The organism is Paenilisteria portnoyi (assembly GCF_014322795.1).
Taxonomy (GTDB): domain Bacteria; phylum Bacillota; class Bacilli; order Lactobacillales; family Listeriaceae; genus Listeria_A; species Listeria_A portnoyi.
The window spans coordinates 18,920-42,856 of record NZ_JAASTT010000026.1; the positions used below are offsets into that span (position 1 = coordinate 18,920).

The following is a 23,937-nucleotide window of genomic DNA, read 5'->3' on the forward strand; positions in this document are numbered from 1 at the left end:
TCTATTTGATTAGTTCTGCAGTTTCTTCTAAGCGCACCGAAACGAGCTTCGAGACGCCAGATTCCTGCATTGTTACACCGTACAGCACATCCGCTTCCTCCATCGTGCCCTTGCGGTGAGTTATAACGATAAATTGAATATTCGTTTCAAATTTCTTCAAATAACGACTAAAGCGCGTCACGTTCGCCTCATCCAGCGCCGCCTCCACTTCATCCAAAATACAGAATGGCATCGGACGTACGCGAATAATCGCAAATAATAAAGCAATCGCCGTTAACGCACGCTCTCCACCCGAAAGTAGGCTCAAGTTCTGCAATTTCTTGCCTGGTGGTTGCGCTTCGATATCCACGCCCGTTGTTAAGACCTCATCCGGATTTTGCAAAATAAGTCGCGCTTGTCCACCACCAAAAAGCTCAGGGAAAACAATCGCAAATTCTGTTTGAATCGCTGTGAAAGAGGCATCAAATCGCTTCTTCATTTCCTCATCCATCTCATCCATCACTTGGAACAAGGTTGATTTAGCTTCGAGTAAATCCGCCTGCTGCCCATTTAGGAAGTCAAAACGTTCTTTAATCCGCTCGAATTCGTCGATGGCACCAATATTGACTGCACCAAGTTCATCGATGGAACGTTTCAATAACCGGACTTTGGACCGCGCGTTATCGATATCCATATCTTCCACCTTACGAGCTTTAGCCGCCTCAAAAGTGAGCACATAGGCTTCCGATAAGCGTTCTAAACGATTGTCTACATCCGCGTCTAAACGGCTTAAACTGACCTCTGCCGTTGTTTTTTGCTCCATGTAAAAACTTGCTTGATTATGCTTTTGCTGCAAGGCTTCTTCTTGAACGGCCAAGCTTTCTTGTAGCGCCAGACGTTTTTCGCGTAATTCATCACGTCTCGCTATCATTTGTTCCTTCTCCATCCGTGCCTGCTCGATGATCTCAACTAACTCTTCCGTACTCGTATGCACCGTTTCTAGGTTTGTTTGAAGCATCGCCAGTTTTGACGTAATCGCCTCTTTTTGGTTATAGTAATCAGCCATATCTGTTTCTAGCGTCAGCAAAGCTTGTGCTGCGGTCTGAAGCTGTTCACGACTCACTGCCACGCGAGATTTAAGTGTGGCATAACTTTCTTGATCGCTCGCACGATTATGTTCTTGCTCTTTGCTTTGCTTCGTCATCCGCTGAATCTGTTCGTCTTTATCGATAATTTCCAGCGCCAGCACCGTTAATTCTTGTTGCAATTTCTCTTTGCGTTCTGTCAATTGCTGATGTTCCGACGTGCCTTCTTCTTTCTCCATATCGTAAATTTGGAGCTGTTTGTTCGCTACGGCTAAACGTTCTTCCGCGCGCTCTTTTTTCCCGAGTAATTCCGTCTCTTGCAAACGAAGCGATTCGCCAATGGACCGTGCCTCTTCTAACTGCTCTCGTTTTGCTTTGACCTCTTCTTTCAATGCCGTAAATTGTTTCTCCGTTTTCTCCACAGCGACCGTCATTTGTGCAATCGTTTTGCTCAAGTTTTCCAGTTCGTGTTTACGCGTCATGATAGATGATTTGCCTTGCGCGGTTGCTCCACCAGTCATCGAACCACCAGCGTTCACGACGTCACCTTCCAATGTAACCACGCGATATCGGAAGTTCACCAATTTTGCGAGTAGATTCGCGCCTTTTAGGTCCTTTGCCAAAATGGTCGTTCCAAGCGCGTTCAAAATCACGTTTTCCACTTGGGCATCGTACGTCAACACATCACTTGCCAACGCGACAAAAGCTGGTTGTTGTTCCAAGCTATGTTTTGTCGCCATCGGAATTTGGCGTGGTTGAATCGTTGTCAGCGGTAAGAATGTCGCCCGCCCAGCTCGCGTCTCTTTCAAATAACGAATCGCTTCACGCGCCGACTGATCATCGCGCACAATAATATGCTGGGCATTCGCACCAAGCGCGATTTCAAGCGCCTTCTGGTAATGTTCCGGAATCTCGACTAATTCGACAAACGCGCCCATAATACCGTTCAACTTCTTCTTCGCCTTCAAAACTTCACGAACACCTTGGAAAAATCCAGCGTAATCATCCGCGAGCTCCGCCAATGTTTCCTGACGCGACTTCGCTTGTTGAATCGTTTCATATTGCCGATACATTTCACGCTCTTGCTTCGTGAAAACCGCTTCCTGTTTCGCCAATTCCTGCTGAACAGACTGATAATTCCCCATCTGATCCGCCAGCTTCGTCCGCATTTCTTCTACATGTTTCGTCAAACTTTCGACATTCGCAATAATTTCATTTCGTTCTGAGATATGTTGCTGGTTTTCATGATCCAGTTTTTCCGAACGACCTTGCATCTGCGACAGCTGCCGCTCCAAATAACCGATATCATTTTTCATCGTCGTCTGCGTATGGCGTAACTCAATATAATCACTTTTCATGTTCTCGATTTTTTCTTCCGATAAGTTGCTATACTCCGCCAATTTGGCCTCAAGTACCTTCTTCTCTTTCAGAAAAACTTCGAGCGCCGTTTCTTTTTCCAGCTTATCTTGCAAAAGCCCTTGTTTTTGCGCCTCAAAAGTCTTAATCTTCGCTTCAAGTTGTTGCAAGTTTTCATGCATGGCCTGTTCGTTCTCGTTACTATGTTTCTTCCGTTCCAACGCCACATTTCGTTGCCCTTCCAATTGCTCCAATCGTTCCGTCACAACGAGAAGTTCAGCCTGCGTCACATCCATTTGCTCATCCATCTCCGCGAGCATCTGCTTTTGCGCGAAAATCTGGGCTTCTTCCTGCTTAATTTCCGCCTGCATCGCCGTCAAAATGTCACCGTTCTTCGCAAATTCCGCTTTTTGGATTGCAATTTTTTCCGTGAACGCTTCAATTTCAGCCACGAGTAGCGTCACTTCATATTTCTCCAACTCTTCCTGCTGGAATAAATAATCCTTCGCCACACTCGCCTGCATCTCAAGTGGCTCCAATTGCCCCTCTAACTCGTATAAAATATCCTGCACCCGGTTCAAGTTCTCTTCCGTTTCAAAAAGCTTGTTTTCCGCTTGTTTCTTCCGGTGTTTGTATTTCAAAACACCCGCCGCTTCTTCAAAAATCGAGCGCCGTTCCTCTGGCTTACTATTTAGAATCTCATCAATTTTCCCTTGACTAATAATCGAAAACGACTCGCGTCCAAGACCTGAATCCATAAATAAGTCCACGATATCTTTCAGACGACACGACTGCTTATTAATCAAATAATCGCTATCTCCATTACGGAAAATACGTCTTGTCACCGAAACCTCACTATAATCAAGCGGTAAAAACCGATCCTCATTCTCAAAAACAAGCGACACTTCCGCAAAATTAATTGGTTTGCGCGAATCACTTCCGGCAAAAATAACATCACCCATCCGGCCACCGCGAAGACTTTTGGCAGACTGCTCCCCAAGTACCCAGCGAATCGCCTCGGTAATATTACTTTTTCCACTTCCATTTGGGCCTACTATCGCTGTAGTGCCCGGCACAAAATCAATTACCATTTTGTCAGCAAATGACTTGAAACCATTCATTTCTAATCGTTTTAATAACATGTCCGGACTCCTTCACCGCTTAGTTTTGGCGCAACGCTTGGATAGCGCTTTTGGCGGCATTTTGCTCCGCTTGTTTCTTCGTCTTACCCGTTCCAGCGCCGCGTTTTTCTTGGTTGATTGCAACAATTGCTTCGAAAGCCTTGCTGTGCGCTGGCCCTTTTTCATCTAGAATCGTATACGTAATCACGACGTCACGGTCTTTTTGCACGATTTCTTGTAGTTGCGTTTTATAATCGACCGTCTGCTCAAAATAACCAGCATCGATTTTTGGAAATACAACGCGCTCGAGGAACCGCACAACCTTGTCCAGCCCTTGATCAAGGAATAACGCTCCAATAAAGGACTCGAATACATCTGCAAGCAATGCCGGGCGTGTTCTGCCACCAGCTCTCTCCTCCCCGCGTCCAAGTCGCACGTACCGCGAGAAGTTCACCATTTCCGCAAAATCAACGAGCGAAGGTTCACATACGATGGCTGCACGCATTTTCGTCATTTGCCCTTCTGCCATACTTGGAAATTTCGTAAATAAGTAATGCGAAACCGTCACCTCAAGCACCGCATCCCCAAGAAACTCCAAGCGCTCATTATCCTGAATTTTTTCCTTGCGATGTTCATTCACATAAGACGAGTGTGTAAAAGCCGTTTTTAGAAGGTTTATATCTGTAAATGTAAAACCAACACTTTCCTGCAATTCTTCCCAAAGATCCATCTGTAAAGCCTCCATTTCGATACACCAGAGCTCTATTTTCTAAACATCTTTTAAGAGAAGAGTCTGCTTAGAAAATAAACTTTAATGTGGAAAAAGAGGATGTCTAGGTGTGCGACAGAATTTTAACCGGAAAACCCGTCTAAAACAGTCTGTGCTACCTAGACACCCTCGTTCATTTGTTTAAAACAAGTCGGAATTATGCGTTCGCCTCTATGTATTTCACAGCGTCCCCAACTTTTTCAATATTTGCTGCATCATCGTCTGAAATTTCTACACCAAATTCATCTTCAAGTTCCATAACCAATTCAACAACGTCTAGTGAATCTGCACCTAGATCGTCTTTGAAGGAAGCTTCTAAAGTCACTTTAGATTCCTCGACGCCTAAACGGTCAACGATAATCTTAGTTACTTTCTCTAATACTTCTGCCATTGTTTACTTCACCTCCCTCCAAGTATTATATAGGATTTCTTCGTATTCGTAAACTATTAATTAAAAAAAGACATAAAAATATGCGCAAAAGCTAGGAAACTAGCGTATTTCAGCCTTATTTTCGACTAACTTCCAATCCAACTCCGTGCCTCCAAACTGCTGGGCGACGAGAAATGCCCAGATTCTAGGCAAAGTCGAGCACCGAAGCGGAGCGTACTGTGGTACGTGAGCATCGGAGCACAGACTTTAACGACGAAGATGGGTATTTCTCGTCGCCCACAGCAAGACTTACATCGTCATGCCGCCATCAACTGCGATCGTCTGTCCCGTCATATAACTTGAAACATCGCTCGCCAAGAATAGCACAGCATTCGCAACATCTTCCACCGAACCATATTTACCAAGCGGAATTTGTGCTAACATCGCTTCTTTCGTCGCTTCATCCAGTTCACCCGTCATTTCTGTAGCAATAAAACCTGGAGCGACCGCATTCACATTAATACCGCGCGTCGCTAATTCACGTGCCGTCGTTTTTGTAAGGCCAATCACACCAGCTTTACTCGCCACATAATTTGCTTGACCAGCGTTTCCAATCAAGCCAACAACAGATGTAATATTAATAATTTTACCGTAGCGCTGTTTCATCATCGTACGAGAAACGGCTTTTGTGCAAAGGAAAACACCTTTTAGATTCGTATCAATAACCGCATCCCACTCGTCTACTTTCATGCGCATCAGTAGGTTATCGCGCGTAATGCCTGCGTTATTGACTAAAATATCGATTCGGCCATATTTGTCGACCGCTTCTTTAAATAAGGCTTGTACGTCTTCCTCGACAGCAACATTGGCTTTCATCGCTGCGGCTTCTCCACCAGCTGCCACAATCTCACTAACGATTGCTTCTGCGGCTTCTTGAGAACCATTATAATTAAAAAATACCGTCGCGCCTTGTTTGGCTAGTGTCATGACGATTTCGCGACCAATTCCGCGTGAACCGCCTGTGACTAGGGCTACTTTTCCTGTTAAAGTCATTGTTTGGCTGCCTCCTTTAATTGTTCTGCTACTTCTTTGACAGAGGCAACATCACCTGCTGCAAGAATCGTTACATCGCGATTAATTTTCTTGATTAGGCCAGAAAGTACTTTTCCTGAACCGATTTCAACAAATGTATCCACGCCTTGTGCTACGAGATTTGTAATGATATCTTCCCACAAAACAGGTGAATAGATTTGCTGCACTAATTTTTCTGGGATGGCGTTTTTATCCGTGGTTGCTTTTGCATCGACGTTATTTACAACTGGAATTGTGCCATCTTGAAAAGTCACTTGGTCTAGTTCGGCTTGGAATTGTTCGGCTGCTGGAACCATTAATTTCGAGTGGAACGGACCGCTTACCGCAAGAGGTAACACACGTTTAGCACCTGCTTCTTTCGCCTGTTCACCAGCTTTTTCAACGCCTGCTACGGTTCCTGAAATAACGATTTGACCTGGGCAATTGAGATTCGCTAACTGCACATCGTCGCCTGCTGTTGTGACAGAATCCGTGATGGCGCCAAGTGTTTCGCGATCTAAGCCTAGCACAGCGGCCATCGCGCCTTGACCATTTGGCACGGCTGCTTCCATTAATTTACCGCGACGGTGTACTAAATAAATCGCGTCCTCTGCAGATAAAAATCCACCCGCAACAAGCGCGCTGTACTCGCCTAAGCTATGCCCGGCAACGAAATCCGCTATTACGCCATATGTTTCCAGCGCCTTTAAAATCGCCACACTCGTCGAAACAAGCGCTGGTTGAGCGTTTTCTGATTTTGTTAAAAGTTCCATCGGGCCCTCTGCAATGATATCTGTGATAGCGTAGCCTAATTTAGAGTCAGCAGCTGTATAAACGGCTTGCGCTTCTTGATATTCTGCTGCGACATCTTGTCCCATGCCTACCTTTTGCGATCCTTGACCTGGGAATACGAATGCTATTTTACTCATCTTTCGTGCCTCCTTGATTTGCTTTATCTTGCTCTGCTTTTAAGTGACCGCTCGCCACTTCGGTAACAATGGTTTCGACAACTTGTTTTTGAACCATATCACGCGCTTGGCGAATCGTTGAAAAAATCGCTCTGGCGTTCGATGATCCGTGTGCTTTAATGACAGGCGCTTGAACGCCGAATAAGCAGGCGCCACCGTATTCACTATAGTCCATTTTCGCTTTTAGTTCCGTCAAATCTTTTTTCAAGAACGATGCAGCGATTTTATTTTTGAAGCCGTTTAGTAGGCTCATTTTCATAAGGCTGAAAAAGGCACCGGCTGTTCCTTCGATCGATTTCAAAACCATGTTGCCTGTGAAGCCGTCTGTTACGATGACATCCGCGACATCCATCATAATATCTCGTGCTTCTACATTGCCGACAAAATTGTACGCTTCTTGATTATTCATCAGTTCAAAAGCGCGTTTCGTCAAATCGTTTCCTTTTGTTTCCTCGGTTCCAATGTTAAGCAAGGCTACGCGTGGACGCTCGATTTTGCGAACTTTCTCTGCGTAAACTGAGCCCATTAGACCAAACTGTAAAAGATGTTCGGGTTTTGCTTCGGAATTCGCGCCTAAATCAAGCATAACAAAGCCTTTTCCGGTAACGGTTGGCAATGTTGGTGCTAAGGCTGGACGATCGATTCCTTTTATGCGGCCAATCACGAACAAGCCAGTTGCCATTAAAGCTCCTGTGTTCCCCGCAGAAATACAGGCATCCGCTTCGCCATCTTTCACGGCTTGTGCGGCTAGAACCATCGACGCTTTCTTTTTACGTTTCACAGCACGGACCGGTTCATCATCACTTTCGATTTTTTCGTCCGTATGTATGACTTGGATACGCGTTTTATCAGCCAAATATTCATTGATTTTCACTTCATCACCAAAAAGGAGGAACTCTACATCTTTGTATTGTGCGGCGGCTTTCATGACACCCAGCACAATTTCTTTAGGCGCATTATCGCCGCCCATGGCATCTATTGCAATTTTCATTTCACGTCACTCCTTTTTTCTGTTGTATGGTACATCTCGAATTTTCCTTTTAAAACCAGTTCGTCCCCGACATAGCTGTTGACATCCACAATCGTGATTGACTTACTATCGCGATCATCACGCACTTTCGCCTTCGCAATCACGCGCTCCCCTTCTTTTACAGAATGAATAAATCGGACGGTTGCCTGCGTTGTCAGGGCTAAATCGTTCGGGATAATAGCCGTTGCAAGCGAGTTAGCTTGGGCGAACAAATGATGTCCGCGGGCAATTTTATTTCTTTTGAAAACATGTTCTGGACCTACTTCAAAAATCGAAATAGCGCCTTTATTTAATTCAATGTCAATGATTTCGCCGATAATTTCTTCGATTGGAAGGGAGCGAACGGCATCTGTGTAGTTTTCGGAAGCCACATGTTTAATTCGTTCGCGAAGCTCTGGAATCGCGAGTGCAACCCGGTCTAGTCGAACCGTCTGCACACTGACTTGAAACTTTTCGGCCAGTTGTTCATCCGTGATAAATGGATTATCTTCAATCGCTTGGGCCAGCCTCGCTTGTCTTTCTTTTTTCGGATATTTTTTCATCTGCGTTCCCTCCTCTTCTTCTTTGAAATTTAATACCAGATACTAAGAGTAATATATAAAAAATGCTCCCAACATGCAAGTTATAAGGCTAGGTGGAGTTCGGCAATCAGTCTAATTTCTGCTCGCCGAACACGCCGTTTGCCTCAAAAAAGTCGCGTAATGGAGCGTATTCTGATTGTTCTAAAAAGCCCTCATGATAGATGATTTCGACGGCATCTTGGCGAGCAATTTCTAAAACTCGGTAGTCATGCACCATATCGGCGACTTTGAATTCTGGGATACCGCTTTGCTTTTTACCGAAGAAATCGCCAGGACCACGGAGTTCTAAATCACGTTCACTGACAACAAAGCCATCGTTTGTTTCGGTCATGATGGTCATCCGTTCTTTGCCGACTTCCGTTTTTGGATCAGCGATAAGGACACAGAAGGATTGCTCCGCGCCACGCCCAACGCGCCCTCGAAGTTGGTGAAGTTGCGCGAGACCAAAGCGGTCGGCGTCATAAATAACCATCATCGTTGCGTTTGGAACGTTAACACCGACTTCGACAACCGTCGTGGATACGAGACAATCGATTTTGTGATCGTTGAAGTCTCGCATAATTTGATCTTTTTCTACTGATGGAAGTTTGCCGTGCATCAAGCCCGCGGAATGCTTGCCTTGCCATTTGCCATTTAGAATATTATACACATCGATGGCATTTTGGACGTCTAGTTTTTCGGATTCTTCGATAAGTGGGCAGATCACGTAAGCTTGACGCCCTTTCGTGATTTCCTGTTCGATGAAACCAATGACGCGCTCGAGCATTTGATGTTTTACCCAATAGGTCTCGATTTGCTTCCGACCAGCTGGTAATTCGTCGATGACCGACACGTCCATTTCGCCAAAAGCAGTGATGGCAAGCGTTCGTGGGATTGGTGTCGCCGTCATGAATAGAACATCCGGAAACTCTCCTTTTTCGCGTAAAACCCGCCGCTGTTCCACGCCGAATCGATGTTGCTCATCCGTGATAACAAGTCCTAGCTTCTTAAAAATAACCTCGTCTTGAATGAGGGCATGCGTGCCGACAAGAACATCGATTTCTCCGGCTTCCAGCAACGCCAACATTTCGCGTCGCCGCTTTCCTTTGACACTACTCGTTAGGAGTCCAACGGTCACATCGAAGGGTTGCAATAAATCGACTAACGAATTCGCGTGCTGCTCTGCCAAAATCTCCGTCGGGACCATGAGTGCGCCTTGAAAACCACTTTTTGCCGCAGCGTACAGTGCGATCGAGGCCACGACGGTTTTTCCTGATCCTACGTCCCCTTGAAGCAAGCGATTCATATGGAAATGCGATTTCATGTCACCACATATTTCGTTGACCACTCGTTTTTGCGCGCCTGTAAGCGGGAATGGCAAGCTCTCAATATAATGACGCAGATCATTGACATCATAATCAATCGACACCCCGCCAGACCGTTCCCGTTCAATTTTGCGGAATAGCTGCATTTTCAATTGGAACAACAGGAATTCTTCGTAAACCATCCGACGCCGCGCCTGTTTAAGCTCTTCCGGACTTTTTGGAAAATGTAAAAATTGAACTGCTTCCTGCCTGGAAATCAGTTGGTATTTTTGCAACCATTTTTCAGGTAAAATTTCAATAATCAAATCCCCATATGCGTCAAAAGCTGCTATCGTAAATTTCAGCAACGTTTTATTGCGAATCGTACCTTTTAGCCTGTAAACCCCTTCTAGCGCTTCTTCCGAGGTTTGGTGTCCCAGCTTATATTTACTCGCCGTAATTTGCGCGCGACCTTTATCCCATTTTCCCGAGACCGTTACAGCATCGCCAACCGCCAGCTTTCCTTTTATGTACGGCTGATTGAAAAAATCGATTTTCACGACTTGATGCCCTGATGCAACGCGAAAAGACAGCTTCGATTTTTTCCTTCCGTAGTAGGCGAGAGTAGGCTCGGTAAGGACTTCTCCTTGTACCGTCACCCGCTCCTCATGCGCCACTTCGGACAAATCCCGCAACCGATAATCCTCATACCGATACGGGAAATTGAAAAGTAAATCAGCTACTGTCTCTATATCCAATTCTTTTAACGTTTTTGCTGTTTCAGCGCCGACTCCTTTTACGTCCGTCACTGGAATATCATTCAGATTCTTCACGTTCCTCTTGCGGCGACAAACCAAAGATCTTTCTTTGTACTGCCCTACCAGTAGGTGTTGCCGCTAGACCTCCTTCGCCGGTTTCACGTAACGAACTCGGCATTTGTAGCCCAACACGGTACATTGCCTCAATCACTTCGTCACATGGAATTCTACTTTTGATACCCGCTAATGCCATATCCGCTGAAATCATCGCCTGTGAAGCTCCTAGCGCGTTACGTTTCACACACGGCACCTCCACAAGACCAGCCACAGGATCACAAACAAGTCCTAACATATTTTTCATCGTCATCGCCATTGCTTCGGCCGATTGTTCGGGAGTCCCACCTGCAGCTTCCACAATCGCCGCCGACGCCATCGCACTCGCCGACCCAATTTCCGCCTGACAACCACCTGCAGCACCAGAAACAAACGCCTTATTCGCCACGACAAATCCGAATGCCCCAGCTGTAAAAAGGAAACGCAGCATATCGTCACGTGACATGTTCAAGCGATCCTTCACCGCATAGAGCACACCAGGAACAACGCCAGCACTACCAGCAGTCGGTGTCGCACAAATCACGCCCATCGCAGCATTGACCTCATTTGTTGCGATCGCTTTAGCAACCGCATCTAAAATCGTCTCACCAGACAACATATTCCCTTTTGCAATATATTCGCGCATCAGAACCGCATCGCCACCAGTTAAACCAGTCGTCGATTCCACGCCCTCTTCCCCGCGAACAATCGCCTCTTCCATCACTGTCAAATTACGATCCATCACTTCTAAAATCGTTTCACGCGTGTTATTCGTAACATCCATTTCGCGTTCGATCATGATTTCCGAAATTGGTTTATTGTCGCGATTTGCAATATCTATAAGTTCTGCCACTGAGTGGAACATTTTTTAACCTCCTCTGCTCTAATTTTCTAAAATATCCTATAAAACGAAACTAGCCACCTGATACATATCCTGTAACTCCTTAATCTCATCTAAAACAACTTGGTCAACAAGCTGGTCGACCTCAAGCACCATCAAAGCCTCGTCACCCTTCACTTTTCTGGAAACTTTCATTTGACCGATATTAATTTCATGCTTGGCAAAAACTCCAGAAACCGCAGCAATGGCACCGAACCTATCTTTATGTAACACTAAAACAGCCGGTGACATCCCGGTAAATTCCAGTTCAAACTCATTCAAGCGTACAATCTCGACTTTCCCGCCGCCGATCGAGGCCCCGACAAGAGTCATTTGTTGCATACCATTTTTCAGCACTAATTTTACAGTATTGGGGTGAGCCGCTTCCTCGCGTTCCTCGATGAAATTAATATGCATGCCCCACTCTTCAGCCAGTTTAATCGCATCCGGCATCCGCTCATCATCCGTTTCGAACCCAAGCAAACCACCAATCAGCGCCACATCCGTCCCATGCCCTTTATACGTCTTCGCAAAAGACCCATACAAATGAATATCCACCTGCATCGGCATTTCATTAAACACACTCCGAGCCACCGCACCAATCCGACAAGCCCCCGCCGTATGCGAACTCGAAGGCCCAATCATCACCGGCCCAATAATATCAAACACACTATTAAATTTCATCCCACATCACCCCTTCATAATTATTATAACAACGATCTAACTACAAACACGCCGTAGGTTACCAAGCCGAGAGAGGCGCGGCAAATGCTTAGTTTCTAGGCAAAGCCGAGCACCGAAGCGGAGCGTACGACTGTACATTGACTGAAAACAGGGAGGGAGTCTTATCCCCGACCATGTGAGAAGTTATGCGAAGCGTACGCGTAGAAGAGCACCGTAGCACAGGTTTTAACGACGAAAATGAGCGTTTGCCGCGTCGCTGAGTGACTATTCGACGGAGAAGATGTATGGATAAACTGGCTGCCCACCCGAGTGAATCTCAAACTCGATTTCAGGAAATTGATTCGACACAAGCTCCGCGACTTTTTCAGCATCTGCTTCTGTCACGTCTTCCCCATAAAGCAATGTCACAATTTCACTATACTCATCGACCATCTCAGAAAGTGTTGCGACCGTTGCTGCCTCAAGACTTGGATGACATACTTTAATATCGCCTTCTACAATCCCGATATAATCATCTTTCTTAATCGCCACACCGTCCACCGTCGTATCACGAACCGCTGTCGTCACTTGCCCACTTGCGATATCTTGAATAGCAGCAATCATCTCATTCGCATTATCCTCAAATGTGAAATCTGCTTGGAAAACAAGCAATGCCGCTAAACCTTGTGGAATCGTTTTCGTCGGAATAATTTTGACCTTATCTTCGCCTAAAATAAGCGCGGCTTGATCTGCGGCCATTTGGATGTTCTTATTATTCGGCAACACAAAAACTTGCTCGGCATTTGCTGATTCAATCGCCTTCACAATATCTTCGGTACTTGGATTCATCGTTTGACCACCAGAAAGAACAACGGTAGCACCAACACTTTCAAATAAGCGCTTCATGCCATCTCCAACTGAGACCGTTACAATGCCGTAAGCTGCTTTTTCAGATGCTTCTACTGGCGTATCTTTCACGACTTCGCGATGCTGTTCTCGCATATTATCGACTTTCATTTTGATTAGGCTACCGTATTGCTGACCATAATTGAAAACATTTCCCGGATACTCTGTATGAACATGGACTTTTGCTACTTCATCATCTGCAACAACAAGCAGGGAATCGCCCATTTCCGAAAGATCAGCGCGGAATTTCTCTTCATCAAATTTCTTTTGTCCCGGTTTATTTTCATTGATTTGCACCATGATTTCTGTACAATAACCGTAAACGATTTCTTCCGTTGACATGACGTCCTGCACATGGCGATGGTGTTCGGCGTTAATTAACTCCCCCATCGAAGCCGTGTAGTTCGTGATGCCGTCTTCATTGCCTGTTAAAGCCGCGTAAAATCCTTCATAAATAATGATAAGGCCTTGCCCACCACTATCCACGACGCCAACTTCTTTTAAAACTGGCAACATTTCTTGCGTTTTGGCGAGTACAATTCTACCTTTTTCAAGGATTTGTTGCATCACGAATTCGATATCATCCGATTCATTGGCCGCGATAACACCCGCTTTGGCTGCTTCACGAGCCACCGTCAAAATCGTGCCCTCGACTGGTTTCATTACTGCTTTGTAAGCCGTGTCCACACCAGCCGTGAAAGCCGCTGCCAATTCTTTCGTGTTTAATTCGGTTTTACCTTCGATAGATTTTGAAAAACCACGGAAAAGTTGGGATAAAATAACACCTGAATTACCGCGCGCTCCCATTAGAAGTCCTTTTGCTAAACTGCTTCCTACCGCGCCCACCGTGCTCATGCTATTTCGACTAACCTCTTGCGCACCGCTTGTCATAGAAAGATTCATATTGGTCCCTGTGTCTCCATCTGGAACTGGGAAGACATTCAAAGAATCTACGAAATCTGCGTTCTTTGCTAAATTTTCTGATCCAGCTGCAATCATTGCCGCTAATTTTTCTCCATTCAACTGATACACACTCACGATTACGTATCCTCCCTTATGCTTCGTTCGTCACACGGACACCCTGGACATAGATATTCACAGAATCAACTGTGATGCCCAACGTTTTTTCTAATGTATACTTCACGCGCTCTTGTACGTTATGAGCCACTTCCGAAATCTTGGTACCGAAACCAACAATAATATACATATCAATATTTAAACCGTCATCCTCTTGACGAACAATAACACCTTTCGTATAGTTTTCACGACGCAAAATATCAGTCAAGCCATCACGAATTTGATGCTGACTTGCCATTCCTACGATTCCGAAATTTTCCTCTGCCGCACCCCCAGCAAGCGTTGCGATCACATCCGTTGTGATATCAATTTTGCCGAGTTTTGTTTCCATTTCAATTGTCATCTTTATAGTTCCTCCTTATTGTTAAGTAGGTTTTTGTGAAAGAAGCCGATTTCGTGCCTGCGCTTCTTGCTATCAATACTTAAAAATCACACTAACATTCCTGTTCCATTCTATTCTACTATAATTAATGGGGGTTGGGAAGGAGTTTGTTGTTGAGAATCTTATGAAACTCCCTTGCTGAATTAGATTGTCAATATACATGTGAGCGTAGCGAGCAGGTAATCCATCAGTGGCTTTTAGACGCTGAACTAGCACGATTGCTAAATTAGTATACGGCTGAAAACTCAGAGGAATGGTAGCGTAGTGAGCATTTGTTCCATGTACTTGCCGCCAATCCTTACTTTCTCTTGAAAATCTTCTCGCCCTAATTTATGCGTGATGCAAAAAAAGCAAGGACTACTCCTGTCATAGCTTATATCATGTTCTGCGTTCGTTTGTAGGCTTCTTCACGCTCGGGCTAGCTTTGTTGAGATTCTTGAAAAGCGTCGTTTGCTTTTTTAGGACCTCAATATGCAGTGGAATGCAATGAAACTGCCTTCCTTTAAGCAGCCTCTCGGAATTTTCGTGGCCTCCGCAAAAACCAAGAGCGGGTTTTCACTGCGCCCCCTAACAAATAAAGAGGCCACTCCTGGTGTAGCGTTAATCATACCTCATGTTCGTTTGGCGACTACTTCGCGATTTGGCTAGCTTCAGAAGCCAGATCCTCGAAAACTTCTCGCCCTCCATAAAAATCAAGAGCTACTCCTGGTATCGTGTACATCACGTTCTGCGTTCGTTTGCGACGCTTTTACGCTCTGGCTAGCTTCAACAGCCAGCCTCTCGGAATTTTCGTGGCCTCCGCAAAAACCAAGGGCGGGTTTTCACTGCGCCCCCTAACAAATTCTGTCGAGGCTAACGGGCTGTTTCCGCTTTTCATGGTGTCAAGTAAAAATTCTTTGCAGGTTTTTCGCTTAAGAGGTTGCAATTGGGGTTGGTTTGTGATAAATTATTGTAGTATATGAAAAACAAAAAGCTATTTTTATGCGATAGATGGGTAATTAGCAGCTTTTTTGAAGTAGCTCTGTAAGGAGGGAAATAACGATGGCAAAAGTATGCGTAATCACAGGTCGTAAAACTCGTTCGGGTAACAAACGTTCCCACGCGATGAACGCAAGCAAACGTACTTGGAAAGCAAACTTACAAAAAGTTCGTATCTTAGTAAACGGCAAACCTAAAAAAGTTTGGGTTTCAGCTCGTGCGCTTAAGTCCGGTAAAGTTGAACGTGTTTAATCAGAAAATGGATGCAGGGTCTTCGGATCGCTGCATTTTTTCTTTGACCAAAAATATAAAAGTAGTGTTTCCATCAAAATTATCAACGGAAACACTACTTTTATATACTACTTAATCACAGTTGTCTCTAGCCCAACTAATTTGGCCCAGGTTAGAATTTGGTCGGTTGTTAAATCTAGCGAAACGACCGTGTGATGTCCACCACCAGCTTCAATCCACGCATGGACGCCTTCATGGAATCCTGGTTTTACTTCCCATAAAACGCGTGCTACCGGTAAATTTGGCGCTGCTTCGGTCGGCTCAAATGCGGATACTTCATTAATCAACAACTTATAATGCGTGCCGAAATCCGCCATGGAAACCACGACACCCTCCCCAGCTTTCCCATCAAAAACAAGTCGTGCTGGGTCTTCACGATCGCCCATTGAAAGCGGCGAAACGACAATTTTTGGCTTGTTAGCAGCGAGTGTTGGATCTACTTCCATCATGTGCGATTGCAAAATAGCTTCTTTCCCAGCTGCCAGTTCGTACGTATAATCTTCCATAAATCCTGTATTTTTATTATGGGCCATTACCTTCATCAAACGGTCAATCGCGGCTGTCTTCCAGTCACCCTCACCAGCAAAACCATATCCTTCCGCCATCAAACGTTGTACGGCAAGTCCGGGTAGTTGCTTCATACCATAAAGATCTTCAAAATTGGAGGTGAAGCCATTATACTCCCCTTGCTCAAGGAAACGACGGATGCCAATTTCTTGGCGCGCTTGTACTTTGACGTGCGCTTCCCATGTTTGTTGGTCATAGTCGCCATATTCAAAATCATATAGTTCCTTGTATTCGCTAAACAAAGCATCTACTTCTTCATCAGTTACAGCATCAATAACTTGAACTAAATCACCAATTCCAAAATAATCGACAACCCAGCCGAACTGGATTTGCGCTTCTACTTTGTCGCCTTCTGTTACGCCAACATTTCGCATATTATCCCCGAAGCGCGCGATTTTAATATGATAACTTTCCTCGTAAGCGACTGCTACATCCATCCAGTCAGCAATCTCTGACATGACGTGTTCTGTTTGCCAAAAGCCGACTACAATTTTATTTTGTTTGCCAAGACGCGCGTTAATAAAACCGTATTCACGATCGCCATGTGCGGATTGATTCAAGTTCATGAAGTCCATATCGATCGTTTTCCACGGAATACTTTCATTAAACTGCGTTGCTAAATGAAGCAATGGTTTTTGCAGCAATTTCGTGCCTCGAATCCACATTTTAGCTGGCGAGAATGTATGCATCCATGTGATAACACCGGCAACTTTATCTTGATAATTGACTTCTTTCATGATTTTTGTAATGGTATCTGCGGTAACTGCGAGCTCTTTTAAAACGATTGGATACGGCAGGTTCCCACTCTTATTCAGCGCGTCGACCATTTCTTCTGCGTCTTGTTTTACGCTTTTTAGTGCCTCTTCCCCGTACAAATGTTGCGATCCAACCACAAACCAGAATTCTTTTTCAGCTATTTTTAACATTTTTAATTCAGCTCCTTTTATTTTCCTTGCCCATAATAGGCGTTTTTTCCGTGTTTTCTTAAATAATGTTTATCAAGCACCCGCTTTGGAAGCTCTTCTGCATAACTATTTAGTTGTCGCGTATAAAAATTCATCTTACAAACTTCATCTAAAACGACCGCATTCATCACGGCATTCGCTGCATCTTTGCCCCACGTAAACGGCCCGTGCCCGTGAAGCAACACGCCTGGTACATCGTTTGGATCAATGACTCGCTCTTGAAACGTTTCTACAATGACATTCCCAGTTTCATGCTCATACCCCGCATCAATTTCCTCTTGCGTTAAAACTCGTGCACAAGGAACGGAGCCGAAAAATGTATCCGCATGTGTCGTTCCCATCGCTGGGACATCGAGCCCTGCCTGTGCCCAAATGGTTGCCCACGTCGAATGTGTATGCACGATACCACCGATTTCCGGGAAATTTTTATAAAGCACCGCATGCGTCGGCGTATCGGACGATGGGTTCAAATCGCCCTCCACAACACGATTATCCAAATCAACAACAACCATATCGGAGGCTTTCATCTCTGCATAGCCAACACCGCTCGGCTTAATGACAAAACATTGTGATTCCCGGTCAAAAGCGCTCACATTGCCCCACGTATATTTAATAAGACCACGTTCTGGTAATTCCAAATTGGCTCTAAAAACCTCTTCTTTCAGTTCTTCTAACATCGAAAATGCCTCCTGCCTATATCAATTTTTCAATCGCTTCGTTTTCAATGGATAGCCCCGCACGGTAACGTTCCAAAAATACGTCATAGCCTGCCATCTCATCTTCCGTCGGCGCAAGCGTCACACCTTGATCATCTCCAAATACTCGTTCCGCCAAAAATGCATCCAACGTTTCACCAGAGCTAAATTTCATATACGAAGCGAGCAACGCAATACCCCATGCACCGCCTTCACTTGCTGTATCCATCACAGTAATCGGTGTCTGCATCGCGGCCGCAAGTATGCGCTGACCAACCTCAGGCGTTTTAAAAATTCCACCATGCCCAACTAATGAATCAATTTGAATGTCCTCTTGTTTTAAAATATCTAGCCCTATTCGCATCGCACCGAATGCACTGGCAAGATGCAGCCGCATAAAGTTCGCCAAATTGAATCGACTGTCTGGCGAGTGAACGAATAACGGTCTACCTTCATTCATTCTCGTAATATTTTCACCAGAATAGTATCCGTAAGACAGCAACCCGCCACAATCCGAATCACCATGCAGCGCTTCTTTTAACAACACGGAAAACAACTTGTCTCTGCTAAGTTCAAAGCCCAGCGTCTCTGTCACTTCTTGGAATAGACCCATCCATGCATTTATATCCGACGAGCAATTATTCGCGTGCACCATTCCAACGAGATTCCCAGATGGCGTGCTCACCAAATCAATCTCCGGATACACCGCTTGGAGCTCTTTTTCTAGTACAATCATCGCAAAAGCAGACGTTCCAACCGACACGTTACCCGTTCGTTTCGCCACGCTATTCGTCGCAACCATGCCCGTTCCCGCATCTCCTTCTGGCGGACAAATCGAAATCCCCGGCTGCAAATTACCAGTTGGATCAAGCAAATAAGCCCCTTCTTGCGTCAACTTACCAGCTTCATCCCCAGCAAGGAATACATGAGGTAACATCGCATTCAAATCGAGCGTAATGCCCTCCACGTCCGCTAACTGTTCAAAAATCGCAACCATTTTCTGATTGTACGTTTTCGTCTCCATATCAATCGGAAACATCCCTGAAGCATCTCCTACTCCGATGTTTTTCTCACCAGTCAATTGCCAATGTATGTAACCGGCAAGCGTCGTTAAATAATCGATTTGCCCAACATGCGTTTCCTTATTCAAAATAGCTTGGTATAAATGCGCTATACTCCACCGTTGCGGAATGTTGTAATTAAAATGCTCCGTCAATTTCCGCTCCGCTTCTCCCGTCATCGTGTTGCGCCACGTCCGGAATGGAACTAACAATTGCTTGTCCGCGTCAAAAGCCATGTAACCGTGCATCATCGCACTAAACCCAATCGCCCCCACGGATGAAAGCGTCTCACCATATTTCTCAAAAACTTCAGATGCTAGCTTGCGATAACTCATTCGTAAGCCCTTCCAAATAGAATCTAGCGAATAGGTCCAAACACCATTTTCCAATTGGTTCTCCCATTCATAACTTCCAGTGGCAACCGCGCTAAAGGTAGAATCCATCAAGACTGCCTTAATTCGCGTCGATCCAAATTCAATGCCTAAAGATGTACGGCCATCAATAATATCTAACATCTCTCTAGCTTTCACTTCTTCTGTAATCATTTAAAAACCTCCTTAAAACGTAGTCTAATCCATGATTTTTAGTAACGCTTACACACTAAATTTAACTCTTTTGTACGTACATGTCAACAAGTAAATTTAAAAAAACAATAAAATCACTTGATATGTACGAACAAATATTGTAGAATGAAAATGCTTACATAAAACGTAATCCATTTATTTTAAAACTATGATGAAAAGAAGGGGTTGAACGCAACATGAAAAAAGAAAAGAAAATTTCCGCATCTTTTATTTACTTTTTTGGCGCTTTTGGAGGAATCTTATTTGGCTACGATATCGGGGTAATGACTGGAGCACTTCCATTTCTACAAGATGACTGGAATCTCACTGGGCATGCCGGACTAATAGGTTGGATCACTTCCGCGGTCATGCTAGGAGCCATATTTGGTGGCGCAATGGCAGGAATACTATCTGACAGACTAGGACGACGCAAGATGATTTTAATTTCAGCTGTTATTTTTGTCATTGGATCTATTCTATGTGGAATCGCTCCTCATAATGGCGTATATTACTTAATTGGGGCCAGAGTTCTGCTTGGATTAGCGGTTGGAGCTGCGTCTGCACTCGTTCCTTCTTATATGTCTGAAATGGCGCCGGCAAAACTACGTGGACGTTTGTCAGGAATAAACCAAGTGATGATAGTTTCAGGAATGCTTCTTTCGTACATCATCGACTTCCTTCTAAAAGGACTACCTGAAATGTGGGCTTGGCGCTTGATGCTTGGATTGGCAGCGATTCCAGCAATCATTCTTTTCTTCGGCGTCATGGCGCTTCCCGAATCACCACGTTTCCTTGTGAAATCTAAAAAATTGGACGAAGCTCGTAAAGTTCTTGGTTATATTCGCAAACCAGCAGAGGTGGACCAAGAGCTAGATCAAATCATCAAAACTGCTCAACAAGAGGAGAAAATAGCGCACACAACCACTTGGGGAACACTCCTCACCGGTCGTTACCGTGCACTTGTTTTCGCTGGAATTGGCGTTGCTGCTTTCCAACAATTTCAAGGAGCCAATGCTATTTTTTACTACATTCCATTAATCGTTGAAAAAGCAACGGGACATTCTGCCAGTGAAGCACTTATGTGGCCGATTATTCAAGGGGTTATTCTTGTTATTGGTGCACTTTTCTTCTTAGTCATTGCAGACAAATTTAACCGCCGAACCTTATTGACTGTTGGTGGAGCCGTGATGGGGCTTTCCTTCATCTTGCCAGCCATTATCAATACGTTTGTAAAATCCGACGCCAGCCCTATGATTATGCTCGTTTTCCTTTGTGTTTATGTAGCTTTCTATTCTTGTACGTGGGCACCATTAACCTGGGTAATCGTCGGTGAAATTTTCCCACTTGCGATTCGCGGTCGTGCGTCTGGGCTAGCCTCCTCCTTCAACTGGATTGGCTCTTTCCTTGTTGGGCTACTTTTCCCAATTATGACAGCGTATATGCCGCAAGAACTCGTATTCGCCATTTTTGGAATTATATGTTTCCTAGGCGTATTATTCATCCGTTTCTTCGTTCCCGAAACACGTGGACGTACACTGGAAGAAATTGAACAAGATGGTAAACAGATTGCCAAAGAAGTTCGAGTATAAAAAAAGACAGGTACTGTTGTTCATCCACATTTGGATTTGCAACAGTACCTGGTTTTATATTTTCTTAACCGAGTCCCTCTCAATGAGTACTGGTTTGTAGCAAATATTTTTCTCTGGGATTCCCGTCTCAATTGTGCGCACGATCCAATTAGCCGCATCTTTTCCCATCTCTTCCTTAGGATGACTTAGCGTCGTTAGCTTAACGCTACCAAGTCGACTCAATGACGAATCATCATTCCCAATAATCGAGAAATCAGCTGGAATTTTGTAGTCTCTCTCCATCAATTCCGTGGCAAGCAAATTCGCAATTTGATCATTATAGCAAACAATTCCCGTCACATCTTTTTGACCAAGTCGCTCTAAAATTTGATGGATGACCTGCGTCCGCGTTTCTGTCGTATACGTAATAACATCACCTTCTGAAAATTGGATTTCATAGGCCTCACAAGCTTCGATAAAACCCTTTAAGCGATATTTCCCTTGTAAATCGTCGGTTTTCGTGACAAAAAGAAGTTTTTTATGTTGCTTCTTAATCAGGAATTCTGTCGACAAATATCCCACTGAAACATCATCCACACAAATATACGGGGTATTTAATTCCTCGTAGCGCGCATTAATCATGACAATTGGAATTCCCCGTTCGCGTAAACTAACATACAACGCTAAATTCGGGTTATACAACGCACTTTTCGTCGGCTCAACAATGAGACCATCCACACCTTGATCAATCATCTTTTGCAGGCACTCTTTTTCGGCTGCGTAATCATTGTTCGTACTCGCTAGCAATAAGGAATAATTTTCACTGCGCAGCGATTGTTCGATACCGCGGATGATTGACGGGAAAATATAATCGGATAAATACGTCGTAATAACGCCGATTGTTTTATGCTCGCTTTTCTTTCTATTTGTCTGTTCCGCTTTATAGTGGTTGTCTACGTAGGTGCCTGAGCCTTTTTCTTTGCGCAATAACCCTTCGTTAACAAGTACTGCAATGGCCTGACGAACCGTATGGCGGCTCACTCCATAGTCTTTTTGAAGTTTCAATTCAGGCGGAATCGCCGTATCTTGAGGATAGTCTCCCGATAAGATTTTTATACGTATATCTTCCGCAATAACTTGGTATTTCGATTGATTCATACATCTGTTCCTTTCCGCACCCAAACAGTTGGCTTTATGTATAACAAAGAAAATCGGAATCTAACACTGTGTACTTTGCTAGATTCCAGTTTTCTATATCCGCATAAAATTAGCGCCGCGCTCGAAAATTCGAATATCATCGCCGGTTCCTTTGCCAATCTTATTGTAAATTTCTTTTTCGGTCAGGTTTGTCCCTTTTGTATGCCACGGAGTTAGTGCCATCAGTTGCCAAGTGTTGTCCACCTTTTGCAATGTTAACTCTAATTTTTCAGGCTTTTCTTTATCAATGAATGTGAATAAATAATAAATCGTATCTTTTTGGTAGTATGCGCCGTACAAGTAGTCGTTTTCCTTTTGCACCTCTTGATACGAGCTTTGGTAGGTTGGCAAGTCCAATTTTTGAGTCACCACTGTATTTTTTTGCACACTTACTGCATCTTTATTGAAAATGGCTTCGATTGTCTGCGTTGCTAGTTCGTCTGCTGCTTTATCAGGACTCACGCTTTTGTTGTCATTCAAGCCATTTGGAGCAGTGGAACAGGCGAAAAGTCCGAGAAGCAAGCAACTAAAAAGCAAGATTAGTAAACTTTTTCTCATCAGCGCTCGCCTTTTTCTAGTTTGTCTACATTTGACACGATGACGCCACCGATAAGAATAGCGATCCCTGGAAAAGGATTGACAAATATAGCGCATGCAATCCCAGTGATAGTTAGCGTCAAGCCCGCTTTATAGTAGCTTTTTTTGATTAGGAAAACAAGTCCAATCACCGCAATAATCATGAAGAAAATACCAATATAGGTCATGCTCATCAAGGCATTATATAACGGATTTGTGCTACTTTTTCCGAGATTAATAAAGGTAGAAATTTGTACAAGAACGCTTAAAACGAGTCCAATAATCGTAACAATCAGGGCTATTTTAGATCTTTTTTCGATTAAAGCTGTATTATCTTTCATTGCGATACTCCTTCTAGTCATTACTTTGGATAAACAAGATTAAACCTGTTTGGAATGAAAATGTGCCTTGTTCCCCGATGAATTCATTGCTGGATAGTGCAGCTCCGAACGGGTAATTGGCTTCTGTTAGTGGATATTTAAAGCCTTTTAATGTGAGTTTTGTCACGTCTGCCATTGTTGTAAAGGCGACGTATTTTTTGTCTGGCATTCGGGAAACGGTGTATTCACCTGGTTTGTACATTTTGATATAGTTGTAGCGATCGATTAGCTCGATTTTTGAGATGACATCTAGAAACCGGGGCTGCATAAGCATCATAATGTTAGCGAGCAAGTGATCAAGACGACCGCCTGTTGCGCCAAAAATGCGAATGAGATCTGGTTTTTGCGACAACGCCCACTGGAGGCCAATTTCAGTATCTGTTTCATCTTTTTCAGCTGGAAATTCGGTAACTTCTGTGATTGTTTTTAGGTGGGATAATTCTGGTTTGGACAGAGAATCGAAGTCGCCCATCGCGATTATTGGCGTGATGCCACGGTCTGTTAGGCGGATGGCGCCACGATCGACGCCGATCCATGGAATTTTTTTGTCGTATTTCGATATATCAGGGAGTTCCGACTCTGGACCTCCGACCATGATATGTAAGGTTTTCATTGGATTTATCTCCCCTCTCCTTGATTAGTGGCTTAATATGCAGTGGAATGCAATGAGACTGCCTTCCTTTTGGCTAGAACTTCGGAAACTGGAGCTGACGTGGTGGACTGA

21 protein-coding genes are annotated in these 23,937 nt (G+C 44.4%); 2 read left to right on the plus strand and 19 right to left on the minus strand.

Going from position 1 to position 23,937, the window contains the following annotated elements; all coding sequences use genetic code 11:
• Position 1: 1 nt before the first annotated feature.
• From smc to HCJ66_RS14595, 12 genes are all read right to left on the minus strand, one after another.
• Positions 2–3,562, minus strand: coding sequence for a chromosome segregation protein SMC (smc, locus tag HCJ66_RS14540; protein WP_187133791.1), 3,561 nt, complete (start codon positions 3,560–3,562; stop codon positions 2–4).
• A gap of 19 nt (positions 3,563–3,581) precedes the next feature.
• Positions 3,582–4,271, minus strand: coding sequence for a ribonuclease III (gene rnc, locus HCJ66_RS14545; protein WP_187133792.1), 690 nt, complete (start codon positions 4,269–4,271; stop codon positions 3,582–3,584).
• A 196-nt stretch (positions 4,272–4,467) separates the two neighbouring features.
• On the minus strand, positions 4,468–4,701 hold the full coding sequence (locus HCJ66_RS14550; RefSeq protein ID WP_036060159.1) for an acyl carrier protein: 234 nt from the start codon (positions 4,699–4,701) through the stop codon (positions 4,468–4,470).
• Positions 4,702–4,989: 288 nt separating this feature from the next.
• Positions 4,990–5,733, minus strand: coding sequence for a 3-oxoacyl-[acyl-carrier-protein] reductase (gene fabG, locus HCJ66_RS14555; protein ID WP_187133793.1), 744 nt, complete (start codon positions 5,731–5,733; stop codon positions 4,990–4,992).
• A complete protein-coding gene (gene fabD / locus HCJ66_RS14560) occupies positions 5,730–6,680 on the minus strand; it encodes an ACP S-malonyltransferase (protein ID WP_187133794.1) in 951 nt (316 codons plus the stop codon). The genes fabG and fabD overlap by 4 nt, the downstream gene beginning before the upstream one ends.
• Positions 6,673–7,710, minus strand: coding sequence for a phosphate acyltransferase PlsX (plsX, locus tag HCJ66_RS14565; protein WP_187133795.1), 1,038 nt, complete (start codon positions 7,708–7,710; stop codon positions 6,673–6,675). The genes fabD and plsX overlap by 8 nt, the downstream gene beginning before the upstream one ends.
• Positions 7,707–8,291: a transcription factor FapR gene (gene fapR / locus HCJ66_RS14570; RefSeq protein WP_187133796.1), complete on the minus strand. Its 585-nt coding sequence runs from the start codon at positions 8,289–8,291 to the stop codon at positions 7,707–7,709. The genes plsX and fapR overlap by 4 nt, the downstream gene beginning before the upstream one ends.
• A 106-nt stretch (positions 8,292–8,397) precedes the next feature.
• Positions 8,398–10,446 carry an ATP-dependent DNA helicase RecG gene (recG, locus tag HCJ66_RS14575; protein ID WP_187133797.1) on the minus strand — a complete coding sequence of 683 codons (2,049 nt, stop codon included), beginning with the start codon at positions 10,444–10,446 and terminating at the stop codon, positions 8,398–8,400.
• The gene (gene sdaAA / locus HCJ66_RS14580) at positions 10,430–11,329 is read right to left on the minus strand and encodes an L-serine ammonia-lyase, iron-sulfur-dependent, subunit alpha (RefSeq protein WP_187133798.1); all 900 of its coding nucleotides are present in this window, start codon (positions 11,327–11,329) and stop codon (positions 10,430–10,432) included. The genes recG and sdaAA overlap by 17 nt, the downstream gene beginning before the upstream one ends.
• A gap of 36 nt (positions 11,330–11,365) precedes the next feature.
• Positions 11,366–12,028, minus strand: coding sequence for an L-serine ammonia-lyase, iron-sulfur-dependent subunit beta (sdaAB, locus tag HCJ66_RS14585; protein ID WP_187133799.1), 663 nt, complete (start codon positions 12,026–12,028; stop codon positions 11,366–11,368).
• A 264-nt stretch (positions 12,029–12,292) separates the two neighbouring features.
• Positions 12,293–13,951: a DAK2 domain-containing protein gene (locus HCJ66_RS14590; RefSeq protein ID WP_187133800.1), complete on the minus strand. Its 1,659-nt coding sequence runs from the start codon at positions 13,949–13,951 to the stop codon at positions 12,293–12,295.
• Between the two features lie 16 nt (positions 13,952–13,967).
• Positions 13,968–14,333, minus strand: coding sequence for an Asp23/Gls24 family envelope stress response protein (locus HCJ66_RS14595; RefSeq protein ID WP_036069692.1), 366 nt, complete (start codon positions 14,331–14,333; stop codon positions 13,968–13,970).
• Between the two features lie 1,080 nt (positions 14,334–15,413).
• On the opposite strand from HCJ66_RS14595, the gene rpmB reads away from it, so the two are divergent.
• Complete coding sequence (gene rpmB, locus HCJ66_RS14600) at positions 15,414–15,602, plus strand: 50S ribosomal protein L28 (RefSeq protein WP_036060116.1); 189 nt, start codon at positions 15,414–15,416, stop codon at positions 15,600–15,602.
• A gap of 107 nt (positions 15,603–15,709) precedes the next feature.
• Here rpmB and araA read toward each other — a convergent pair whose 3' ends face one another.
• The 3 genes from araA to HCJ66_RS14615 are packed head-to-tail and all read right to left on the minus strand — an operon-like array spanning position 15,710 to position 19,474.
• Positions 15,710–17,134 carry an L-arabinose isomerase gene (gene araA, locus HCJ66_RS14605; RefSeq protein ID WP_187133801.1) on the minus strand — a complete coding sequence of 475 codons (1,425 nt, stop codon included), beginning with the start codon at positions 17,132–17,134 and terminating at the stop codon, positions 15,710–15,712.
• 17 nt (positions 17,135–17,151) lie between these two features.
• Positions 17,152–17,850 (minus strand): L-ribulose-5-phosphate 4-epimerase, encoded by a 699-nt coding sequence (locus HCJ66_RS14610; RefSeq protein WP_187133802.1) that lies wholly within the window; start codon positions 17,848–17,850, stop codon positions 17,152–17,154.
• 16 nt (positions 17,851–17,866) lie between these two features.
• Positions 17,867–19,474, minus strand: coding sequence for a xylulokinase (locus HCJ66_RS14615; protein ID WP_187133803.1), 1,608 nt, complete (start codon positions 19,472–19,474; stop codon positions 17,867–17,869).
• Positions 19,475–19,689: 215 nt separating this feature from the next.
• Between HCJ66_RS14615 and HCJ66_RS14620 the strand changes: the two genes are divergently transcribed.
• On the plus strand, positions 19,690–21,081 hold the full coding sequence (locus HCJ66_RS14620; RefSeq protein WP_187133804.1) for a sugar porter family MFS transporter: 1,392 nt from the start codon (positions 19,690–19,692) through the stop codon (positions 21,079–21,081).
• Between the two features lie 54 nt (positions 21,082–21,135).
• Here the strand turns inward: HCJ66_RS14620 and HCJ66_RS14625 are convergent, their stop codons facing one another.
• The 4 genes from HCJ66_RS14625 to HCJ66_RS14640 all read right to left on the minus strand — a co-directional run bounded on the left by HCJ66_RS14625 (position 21,136) and on the right by HCJ66_RS14640 (position 23,826).
• On the minus strand, positions 21,136–22,218 hold the full coding sequence (locus tag HCJ66_RS14625) for a GntR family transcriptional regulator (protein WP_187133805.1): 1,083 nt from the start codon (positions 22,216–22,218) through the stop codon (positions 21,136–21,138).
• 93 nt (positions 22,219–22,311) lie between these two features.
• Positions 22,312–22,815, minus strand: a complete 504-nt coding sequence (locus HCJ66_RS14630) for a hypothetical protein (RefSeq protein ID WP_187133806.1) — start codon at positions 22,813–22,815, stop codon at positions 22,312–22,314.
• The gene (locus HCJ66_RS14635; RefSeq protein WP_187133807.1) at positions 22,815–23,174 is read right to left on the minus strand and encodes a hypothetical protein; all 360 of its coding nucleotides are present in this window, start codon (positions 23,172–23,174) and stop codon (positions 22,815–22,817) included. The genes HCJ66_RS14630 and HCJ66_RS14635 overlap by 1 nt, the downstream gene beginning before the upstream one ends.
• A 13-nt stretch (positions 23,175–23,187) precedes the next feature.
• Complete coding sequence (locus HCJ66_RS14640) at positions 23,188–23,826, minus strand: thiamine diphosphokinase (protein WP_187133808.1); 639 nt, start codon at positions 23,824–23,826, stop codon at positions 23,188–23,190.
• Positions 23,827–23,937 lie beyond the last annotated feature (111 nt).